The organism is Geomicrobium sediminis (assembly GCF_016908595.1).
GTDB classification, from domain to species: domain Bacteria; phylum Bacillota; class Bacilli; order Bacillales; family Marinococcaceae; genus Geomicrobium_A; species Geomicrobium_A sediminis.
The window spans coordinates 555,167-562,483 of record NZ_JAFBEC010000001.1 but is presented as its reverse complement, the minus strand read 5'-3'; the positions used below and the strand labels follow the sequence as shown (position 1 = coordinate 562,483).

General features: G+C 41.1%; 7 protein-coding genes. 5 read left to right on the top strand and 2 right to left on the bottom strand.

Going from position 1 to position 7,317, the window contains the following annotated elements; all coding sequences use genetic code 11:
- Positions 1-183: 183 nt before the first annotated feature.
- Entirely contained in the window at positions 184-2,280 is a 2,097-nt protein-coding gene (locus JOD17_RS02830; RefSeq protein ID WP_338028744.1) for a transglycosylase domain-containing protein, read from the bottom strand.
- Positions 2,281-2,479: 199 nt separating this feature from the next.
- On the opposite strand from JOD17_RS02830, the gene JOD17_RS02825 reads away from it, so the two are divergent.
- The 3 genes from JOD17_RS02825 (at position 2,480) to JOD17_RS02815 (ending at position 4,149) form a co-directional block, all read left to right on the top strand.
- Positions 2,480-2,836 (top strand): rhodanese-like domain-containing protein, encoded by a 357-nt coding sequence (locus JOD17_RS02825; RefSeq protein ID WP_204695597.1) that lies wholly within the window; start codon positions 2,480-2,482, stop codon positions 2,834-2,836.
- Between the two features lie 96 nt (positions 2,837-2,932).
- Positions 2,933-3,589, top strand: coding sequence for a hypothetical protein (locus JOD17_RS02820; RefSeq protein ID WP_204695596.1), 657 nt, complete (start codon positions 2,933-2,935; stop codon positions 3,587-3,589).
- Positions 3,590-3,591: 2 nt separating this feature from the next.
- Entirely contained in the window at positions 3,592-4,149 is a 558-nt protein-coding gene (locus tag JOD17_RS02815) for a peroxiredoxin family protein (protein WP_204695595.1), read from the top strand.
- A 28-nt stretch (positions 4,150-4,177) separates the two neighbouring features.
- On the opposite strand, the gene JOD17_RS02810 is transcribed toward JOD17_RS02815, so the two are convergent.
- Entirely contained in the window at positions 4,178-4,714 is a 537-nt protein-coding gene (locus JOD17_RS02810) for a shikimate kinase (protein WP_204695594.1), read from the bottom strand.
- 200 nt (positions 4,715-4,914) lie between these two features.
- Between JOD17_RS02810 and aroD the strand changes: the two genes are divergently transcribed.
- Both aroD and JOD17_RS02800 read left to right on the top strand, forming a co-directional pair.
- Positions 4,915-5,688 carry a type I 3-dehydroquinate dehydratase gene (gene aroD, locus JOD17_RS02805; RefSeq protein ID WP_204695593.1) on the top strand — a complete coding sequence of 258 codons (774 nt, stop codon included), beginning with the start codon at positions 4,915-4,917 and terminating at the stop codon, positions 5,686-5,688.
- Positions 5,689-5,908: 220 nt separating this feature from the next.
- The gene (locus tag JOD17_RS02800) at positions 5,909-7,207 is read left to right on the top strand and encodes a hypothetical protein (RefSeq protein ID WP_204695592.1); all 1,299 of its coding nucleotides are present in this window, start codon (positions 5,909-5,911) and stop codon (positions 7,205-7,207) included.
- Positions 7,208-7,317 lie beyond the last annotated feature (110 nt).

Sequence of the window (7,317 nt, the reverse complement as noted above, 5' to 3'; positions counted from 1 at the left end):
AAAACTAAAACTGGCTGGTCAAAGTCCGATTCAATATCGAACATCAACCAGCCAATCAGCTGTTTAACAAACTCTAACTTTTTGGGGTCACTACCCTCGATTAAATTCGATTGTCCGTTCTTTAGTAGATACTTTTTCAGTGCCCTCACGTTTTATTGGGGTCCTTTTAAAGAGTGACATAAATTATCCGTCAATCTCGTTACTCGAGAACCATCGTTTTAAACGATCGAACAGCTTTTCTTTTTCTTTGCTAATCTCTTCTTTTGCTTCTTCTGCATTTAGTTCATCATTTTCCAAGTACTCGGTACACGATTCAGTTGGTGCTGTGTTATGAACAAAAGCTGCAGTGTAGGCATTGCCACAAGCTTCATCAGCGAGTAAACCAGTCGCAAGATCGATGTCGACATTCTCAACACCACGAGGCACCTGGAACTCATGTTTCAGCTCTCCTTCGAGACTTTTTTCTAACGTTTTAACCCAGATTTTTTTGGCGATTTGACCGTGTTTTCGGTGGTCGAGTGGTGTATTATCATCATAGCCGACCCATACACCAGTAACGAGGTTTGGTGTATAGCCGATCATCCAATTGTCATTCGGTGTACTTCCACTCTTACCTGCCATTGGGCGTGTAATGAGATGCGAAATAGAATTCCCTGTTACAGATGTGTAATCATTTAATTCACTGTTAAACATATGACGCATCATTTCAGTCATCATGTACGTCTGTCGCTCATCAAAGGCTTGTTCGACTTCTGGTTCAGTGTCAATTAAAACGTTGCCTTCAGCGTCTTCGACACGTTCAATTAGTCTCGGTTCAACCCGAGCCCCACCATTGGCAAAGGAACTATAAGCCGCCGTTAGTTCTAATACACCAACGTCTGAAGCGCCGAGTGCAAGTGACAAGTTCGGTGATAGTGGACTTTCAATACCTGCCGCTTGAGCGGTTTCAATAAGACTTTCAGGCTCTTGTAAAACGTGCGTTTTCACAGCGTAAATATTGTCCGAATAGGCGAGTGCTTGGGTCATCGTAATAAAGTCATTGGCGTAAATTTCTCCGTAATTTCCTGGCTCATAATAATCGCCATCTTCGTTAAGTGGAAATGATGTCGGTTCACTACGCAAAAGTGTTGCAGGTGTGAAGCCATTTTTTAATGCTGCATAATATAAAAACGGTTTGAACGTAGACCCTGGCGAACGTCTCGCATCGTATGCACGATTAAAAGGACTTTCATCATAATGCACACCACCGACCATTGCCTTTACATCACCTGTCGTTGGATCGACACTAACAACCGCCGTTTGTAGAGGTTCATCTGCAGGCATTTCTTGCTCTACATATGTTTCAGCCGCTTTTTGCATGTCCGTATCGAGCGTTGTGAACACTTTCAGCCCACCTGCTTCAACGATTGCAGGGTCGAGGTCGTAACGCTCTAACAATTCACGTTCAACCACGTCTTGGAAATACGGTGCCACACGCTCCTGACTTTGCTGAGTTTCGGAGAATTCAATATTAGTCGCGAGTGCCTCTTCGTACTGTTCAGCGGTGATTTTACCTTGGTCTTTCATCTCAGAAAGGATGAGTTCTTGACGATCTTTTGCTCGTTCTGGATGGTTATATGGTGAATAATAAGATGGTCCTCGGGGCAAGCCAGCGAGTAAGGCAGCCTGTTCGAGAGAAAGGTCGTTTGCTGATACTCCAAAATACAGCTGTGCCGCTCGTTCTATTCCGTAAGCACCATGTCCAAAATTAATCGTATTTACATAACCTTCTAAGATATCATCTTTCGGTACGTGCCACTCTAGTCGCAGTGCATAGAGTGCTTCCCTCGCTTTACGATCCCATGTCTTCTCATGATTTAAAAACAAATTGCGGGCATACTGTTGGGTAATCGTACTCGCCCCTTGACTACGAGACATCGTTTGTACGTTTTTTAATACCGCAGCCCCAATTCGCATGTAATCAAAGCCATGATGATCATAGAATTTGCGATCTTCAATAGCAACAAAGGCATCCAAAACAAAAGGCGAAACATCATCAATGTTCGTCCAGTTTCGTTGATGTCCTTGCTGAGTTTCGTTTACCACATTGCCATCGTCATCATAAATGTACGTTGATTGTGCCACTTGCATCGGTGGAGGGCCTAGTAAATAGGAATAAGAAAAAATAAAAAGAAGTGCAAGAACCGATAGGATGGCGATAACCATTGTGGAACGGAAGGTAAATCGGAACCAAAACCTACGTCGTTTTTTTCTTTGGCTACGTCTCGTTGCGACTTCCACGTCGAGCACCTCATTTTGTAAATTATAGTTATAAACAGTGTCGGTAGAAATGACACAATTTAAACCTCGCTGTTAGGAAAAATTTACAATGGGATGTCGCTCGTTTACATACCCTTATGGGTATTTGTATAATGGATATAGAAAACGTAAGAAATGAAAAACTGTTTAAGAGATTTTAAAGTGATCGATGGGGGTAACTATGTCTATTGTCGTAATACTAATCTTTGCAATTGTGATCATGTATGTTATTAAGCAAATGAGTCCAGGTAACATCCGCCAAATTACAACAGAAGAATTAAAAGCAAAGCTTCGTAACAAAGATCTACGACTCGTTGATGTTAGAACAGAAGGCGAGTTTTCAAATCATAGCATCCGAGGAGCAATAAATATTCCACTTCACACGTTGAGTAACCGTATTGACGAACTAGAACACGATAAAGAGATTGCTGTAATCTGTCAGAGTGGCATGCGCAGCTTAAAAGCTTCAAAACAACTAAAGAAAAATCAGTTTACGAATGTCGTGAATGTTCGTGGTGGGATGAATAGCTGGAAGTAGAAACGTAGAACCATAGATTGTAAGACGAAGTTAAGGCCGACAAGGCGTGAAAAGCATGACACATGCGGCAACAATTAGAGGTTTGTGGAGGTTAAAATGTTTCAACTCGGACCATTTGTCATCCAATATGAGATGCTTCTCGTGTTTATTTCTGTAGCACTAGGAGTTAGTTTCTTACGCTATTTCTCCCCAATGCAACACCGTGACGACAAAGCGATTCGGGAGGTCGTATACAATGGTTTGTTAACATTGTTTGTGACGATGCAGTTTGGAACGCTTGTCATGAGGCCAGAATTGCTCGTGACAGATCCGTTATCTGCAATTGCTTATCCTAGTGGTAGGCAAGAGTTATGGTTAGCAACCATCATTGTTATGGTTTATTTTCTCTATGCATCATGGCGTCATCAACATGCGTTACAGCGCATATTCATAGGGTTATTACTCGTCTTAATTCCTGCAGAAATGGTCTATGTTACGGTGCAATCCACGGGCGTTGAAACGCTCGTTTATTTAAGCGGATTTGCCCTGATATTATGGAAGATTTTTCAACATATACAGAAACGATGGACCGGATGGATTGGTCTCGGTTTATGGGCACTCCTCCAGCTTATTGCCATTGTAGGTTTTCAAAATCCCTTCTTGTTTCACGTTGTGATCCATTGGAGTTTTCCTGTAGCAGTGATTGGGTTTGTGATCGTGATGATATTGGTTGACGCTGTGAAGTCGTTGCCAAAAGAAACGAAAGGGGGCTGATCATGAAACGTTGGGTATTACTTACGGTTTTAGTCGGGATGGTTGCTTGTGTTATGTACGATACGTTTCGTGAACAAGAAGATTCGTATGTGATTATAGACCAAGGAGAAGAAGCGGATGAAGACCTTGAGACTGGCTTAAGTCCAGGAGATCAAGCCCCTAACTTTGAGCTAGAGACGATGAGTGGTGAAACCATTCGATTATCGGATTACCGTGGGGAGAGAGTGATCTTGAATTTCTGGGCAACATGGTGTCCACCGTGCCGTGCAGAAATGCCTGATATGCAGGAGATTCATGAAGATGCAGACGCGGATGTAGAAATTATTGCAGTGAATACGACAAATAGTGAGACGAGCATAGAGAACGTAGAAAAGTTCGTCGATGAATTGCAATTAACGTTTCCGATCCCACTTGATACAAGTGCAGAGGTCGCAAATGAATACCTTGTGCAAGTGATGCCAACGACGTATTTCATTGATCGAGAAGGTCGAGTCGATCGTGTCGCTTACGGAGCGCTTAATCATGATTTGTTCCTACAACGAGTTGAAGAGATGGAGTAAGGGCCATCAGCCTTTACCCCATCTCTCTTTAACTATATAAATCCCAAGACGTCTTCAACGACTTAATGAGATAATCACTCACTTCATCAATGTCTAAGTGGTCCGTCGTAAACTTTGAGTTATGATCGGCATAGATGCCTTGTCGTTTGTAGAAAAGCTCTTCAATTTCTTCAATTGATTTCCCTTGTAGCACCGGACGGCTTGGCAATAATAATGTCAATCGCTCTTTCCAAGCGTTAAACGAAAGATCAAGGAAAAAGACGATGCAATTTTGTAAACAGACTTCGCGTATTTCTTCGTTCATAAACGCACCGCCACCGACAGAGATAATCTTTAATGGTCGCTCACAGTATCCTTTAATAAGCTCTTTTTCTTTTGAACGAAAGGCTTCTTCACCGTGAACTTTAAAAATATCGATAACGGGCATGCCATATTCTTTTTCAATTTCTTCGTCAATGTCGACAAAGTCACGATAAAGTTTCTTAGCGACTTGTTCCCCGATTGTGGTCTTACCAGAACCCATGAACCCAATGAACACAATGCTTTTTTCTCGATAAGAACTCATAAGTAATTACTGCCCCTCTGTTCGTTAATGTCGGTCGTTCTTTACTTCTGTATTGTAACAAAAGAATACAATTAATGTGCAGTGTTGTAAAAGGAGCACGATATGTATACTAGTAGGTAATGACAGTTGAATATATTTCAATACGTTGAACTAATCACGTATATTTGAATGACGAGCATAGTTACATAAGGAGACATTTGATGAAAAACTTAGGACAACTAACAGCGATCGAAAAAGATGAGCAACGTAGACCATTAATCGTAACACCGCTCGTAGGAAAAGATCGTCATCAATTGATGACCCAACTTGATGAGATTGTTAAGAAAAAACCAGATGTGATCGAATGGCGGATTGATTATGTAACTGATTTGCACGATACAGAAGGTGTGTTGCGCTTAACCGAAGAAATTTATGAACGTTCAGCGAACATCCCGCTTCTGTTTACACGTCGGTCGAGTCGTGAAGGTGGAGAAAACATCACACTTACGGAACAAGAAGTATTTGATCTTTATGAAGCTGTCGTTCAGACGGGTTTAATCTGGGCGATTGACGTAGAATTAAGTTCAGAACAAGCAGAGATCGATCGTGTGGTGGAGTTCGGGAAGGTGTATGGTGTCCAAGTACTGATGTCTTACCATAACTTTGAACGAACACCATCAAAACAAGACATTGTGCAAAAGCTAACCGAAGCGAAAGAACAAGGTGCTCATATTGGCAAAGTAGCTGTGATGCCTACATCTGTAGAAGATGTTCTAACGCTCATGCAAGCAACACAAGAAGCAGCGGCAGGCTTGCCCATTCCAATCGTAACGATGTCTATGGGACGATTAGGTGCATTGTCTCGTATGATGGGCGGGGCATGTGGTTCGGCGATGACGTTTGCTGTTGGTAGTGAGAGTTCAGCTCCTGGTCAAATTCCAATGGAAGAGCTACAAACTGTTCTTGATGTTGTAGAGCGCGTGATGGAGGAGTGAAACTGTAGCTGTGTGAATGTACAGCTGCAGTTTTTTTATTTGTACGAGGTGGAAAAAAGTATTCAAACAAAATTACACAATTAACTGAAAAAAAGGTGATATAATAAAACGATTATCATTGATTACGATATAGGAGATCGCACTTAAAAAGTAGGTGAAAGCGATTTTTATTTTATACTTCATGATTGTCTTGCTCTATATGGTTAATGAGATTTTTGCTATGTCACTTGTGAAGACGTTTATTGGAGTTATTGCCCTTCTTATTATTATTCTAAATGTTACGAAAGCCAGCCGACTTTATAAATGGGCTGGTCTTTCTTTCTTCGTGCTTGGGTTAGTATTCTACTTTGTTTCTGTTCCACAAGAAGTAAATTTCTTTCATTTGTTTGGTTCGATGACGGGGTTATTGGCGTTATTGTTCGTGTTGCCGTTTATGAGTACGATCATCAAAGTAGGGAAATACGACTTGGCATTGAGTAAAATGATCAGCATGCCGCCCAGACCAAACTTAGTACGATTGTATAAACGCACGTCGATTATGTCGTACTTATTGACGTTATTTTTAAATGTGGCGACGGTACCCGTTGTTGTAGCCACGGTCAAAAACAAGTTAACGAAGTTCGGCAAAGGAGTTATTGAGCGTTTTTTTGCGCACAGTATTTTAAGAGCGTATGCACTTGTCTTATTATGGAGCCCCACTGAGATTCTTGTTGCATCAACCATTGATATGACCGGCACAAGTTACTTGTTATTGTTACCGACACTTCTAACGATTAGCTTTATCTTTATTAGTGTTGATTGGTTTTTACATAGTCGTCAATTAAAAGGTCGAGATTTGAACATCATTCAAGAAACAGAAGATTATGGGGAGACGCTTCGGAAAAAACTACTACAATTAGGTATTGCTATTACGTGTTTCATTGTTGTTTTGCTTACGTTTAATGGGTTTATCCCTCAATCGTTTTTGTTTACAGTCACGATTTTAATTGGGCCTTTCACCTTTTTATGGTCACTGTCGATTGGAAGATTAAAACGGTTTAAAAAGCTAAGTTATACGTATTTACGTGGTAACACAACACAACTCCACGGGTTGTTTTTCTTGTTTTTATCGGCGGGTTTTTTCGTGGAAGTGTTTCCATACACCATTTGGTTCGATTACATGAACTCGTTGTTCGTATTCACGTATACAGAAGGCGTATTAATCGTTTTTTATTTGCTCGTAGCGATTTGTATTTTTAGTCTTGCACTTGTTGGTTTTCATCCTTTGATCTCAATTGCCCTAATTTCACCGTTTTTAACGGATGCCATTGCACATCACCCGTACGGCATGAGCATTTTATTGATTGGTGTTGGAATGGGTACGGTCATGATTGGCCCGTTTAACGTTACTCCAACGATATTAGCGATGCAGCTTCAAGCGAACCCATACAGCATCATTCGCAGGAATTTAGTGTTTGCAAGTTGTTATTTTCTTTTTATCGTCATCATTGCAACGCTTTTTAGTTGTTGGTTAAGGTGATAATTTTCAAAGCCATCTCTCAAAAAATTTGAGGGTGGTTTTTTAATTTCAGCAAAAGCGGAGGACAGGGCATAGGTAAGCGTCGTGACAGGCAGTACTCGTTCGCAATA